This window comes from Mesorhizobium sp. M7A.F.Ca.ET.027.03.2.1 (assembly GCF_003999175.1).
Lineage (GTDB): Bacteria > Pseudomonadota > Alphaproteobacteria > Rhizobiales > Rhizobiaceae > Mesorhizobium.
Map to the genome: position 1 here is coordinate 1 of NZ_RZOM01000833.1, position 2,822 is coordinate 2,822.

The following is a 2,822-nucleotide window of genomic DNA, read 5'->3' on the forward strand; positions in this document are numbered from 1 at the left end:
CCTCTTTGTTTCGCTGCTCGGCAGCGCCTTTATCCATCTCGCTTGGCTGGGTCTTGTCGGACCCAACCTGTGGTGGGCTCTCGCTCTCTCCGTAGTCTACGCCGTCGGCGTGTTCCGCTACGTATAGAGGGGGAAACTGTTGGAGCGACCGCGTGCCGACGACCGCTCCAGATCGCACTTGAAACTTGAAAAGTGGAGGAAACGAAATGCGAAGGCAATTTTTAACATCAACGACTGCGCTTGTCCTGCTCTGGGGAGCAGGCCAGGCCTATGCCGGAATGGACGAAGCCAAGACCTTCCTCGATACCGAAATCAAGGACTTGTCGACGCTCGATCGCGCCGGCCAGGAAGCCGAGCTGCAATGGTTCATCGATGCCGCGAAGCCTTTCGCCGGCATGGACATCAAGGTGGTCTCCGAGACCATCGATACGCATAGCTATGAGTCCAAGGTTCTGGCGCCCGCTTTCACCGCGATCACCGGCATCAAGATCACCCACGACCTGATCGGGGAAGGCGATGTCGTCGAAAAGCTGCAGACGCAGATGCAGTCGGGCGAGAATATCTATGACGCCTACGTCAACGACTCCGACCTGATCGGCACGCACTGGCGCTACCAGCAGGCGCGCAGCCTGACCAAGTGGATGGCGAATGAGGGCAAGGACGTCACTAACCCCAACCTCGACCTCGCCGACTTCATCGGCACCAAGTTCACGACCGCTCCGGACGGCGACCTCTACCAGCTGCCCGACCAGCAGTTCGCGAATCTCTACTGGTTCCGCTACGACTGGTTCAACGACGAGAAGAACAAGGCCGATTTCAAGGCCAAGTACGGCTACGACCTCGGCGTTCCGGTCAACTGGTCGGCCTATGAGGACATCGCCGAGTTCTTCACCGGCCGCGAGATCGACGGCAAGAAGGTCTATGGCCACATGGACTACGGCAAGAAGGATCCGTCGCTCGGCTGGCGGTTCACCGATGCCTGGCTGTCCATGGCCGGCAATGGCGACAAGGGCCTGCCGAACGGTCTTCCGGTCGACGAATGGGGCATCAAGGTCAACGAGAAGTCGCAGCCTGTCGGCTCGTGCGTCGCGCGCGGCGGCGACACCAATGGCCCGGCTTCCGTGTATTCGATCCAGAAGTACCTGGATTGGCTGAAGGCCTATGCCCCGCCGGAAGCCCAAGGCATGACGTTCGGCGAATCCGGCCCCGTCCCGTCGCAGGGCACGGTCGCGCAGCAGATGTTCACTTACACCGCCTTCACTGCCTCCTTCGTCAAGGACGGGCTGCCGGTCGTGAACGCGGACGGCACCCCGAAATGGCGCTTTGCTCCCTCGCCGCATGGCGTCTACTGGAAGGACGGCATGAAGCTCGGCTACCAGGATGTGGGTTCATGGACGCTTCTCAAGTCCACGCCTGACGATCGCGCCAAGGCCGCCTGGCTCTATGCGCAGTTCGTGGTGTCGAAGACGGTCGACGTGAAGAAGAGCCATGTCGGCCTGACGCTCATCCGCGAGTCGACGATCCAGGACAAGAGCTTCACGGAACGCGCTCCGAAGCTCGGCGGCCTGATCGAGTTCTACCGCTCGCCGGCCCGTGTTCAGTGGTCGCCGACCGGAACGAACGTTCCGGACTATCCGAAGCTGGCACAGCTCTGGTGGCAGGCGATCGGCGATGCGTCGTCGGGTGCCAAGACGGCACAGGAGGCGATGGACTCGCTTTGCTCTGAGCAGGAAAAGGTCATGGAACGCCTGGAAAAGGCCGGCATCCAGGGCGACATCGGTCCGAAGATGGCCGAAGAGCATGACCTCGCCTACTGGAACGCCGACGCGGTCAAGAAGGGCAATCTCGCTCCTCAGCTGAAGATCGAGAACGAGAAGGAAAAGCCGGTCACCATCAATTACGACGAGCTGGTGAAGAGCTGGCAGAAGTAAGATTGTTCTAAGCGGGCGTCTGCGCCCGTATGACATTGGGGGGAGGCGGCATCTTGCCGTCTCCCCTGTTTGTGTAAAAGACTAAGCGGGGAGGCATAATGACCAGATATATCCTTGCCATCGACCAGGGCACGACTTCGACCCGGGCGATCCTGTTCGACGGCGAGATGAAGGTCGCCGGCAGTGGGCAAAAGGAATTCGCCCAGCACTATCCGGCCTCCGGCTGGGTCGAGCACGATCCGGAAGATATCTGGGCGAGTGTGGTGTCGACCGTGAAGGCGGCGCTGAAGAAGGCCGGCCGGAATGCTTCCGACGTGGCGGCACTCGGTATCACCAATCAGCGCGAAACAGTCGTCATCTGGGACAAGGCGACCGGCAAGCCGATCCACAATGCCATTGTCTGGCAGGACCGGCGCACCGCGCCGCTGTGCCAGAAACTCAAGAAGCAGGGCCTGGAAAAGACATTCACCAAGAAGACCGGCCTGCTGCTTGATCCCTATTTTTCCGGCACCAAAATCGCTTGGATACTGAACAAGGTGAAGGGTGCGAGAAAACGCGCCGAGAAAGGCGAACTGCTCGCGGGCACCATCGACAGCTTTTTGATCTGGCGGCTGACTGGCGGCAAGGTCCACGCCACGGACGCCACCAACGCCTCGCGCACGCTGGTCTACAACATCGCTGAGAATGCCTGGGACGACGAGCTGCTGTCGATCCTTAACATCCCAGCAAAAATGCTTCCCGAGTGAAAGACTGCGCCGATGACTATGGAATCACGGAGAAAAATCTCTTTGGCGCCGAGATAAGAATCCTCGGTGTCGCCGGCGACCAGCACGCCGCGACCATCGGCCAGGCCTGCTTCGAGCCAGGCATGATGAAATCGACCTACGGCAC

General features: G+C 60.2%; 2 protein-coding genes and 1 pseudogene. All 3 read left to right on the top strand.

Features of this window, described 5'->3' with window-relative positions; genetic code table 11:
- The coding region (locus tag EN750_RS27650) for a DUF2160 family membrane protein (RefSeq protein ID WP_245482831.1) at positions 1–127 on the top strand (127 nt) is incomplete at its 5' end.
- A 79-nt stretch (positions 128–206) separates the two neighbouring features.
- Positions 207–1,931, top strand: a complete 1,725-nt coding sequence (locus EN750_RS27655) for an ABC transporter substrate-binding protein (RefSeq protein ID WP_127321930.1) — start codon at positions 207–209, stop codon at positions 1,929–1,931.
- Between the two features lie 98 nt (positions 1,932–2,029).
- Positions 2,030–2,822, top strand: a pseudogene (locus EN750_RS27660) (FGGY family carbohydrate kinase); the annotation flags it as partial.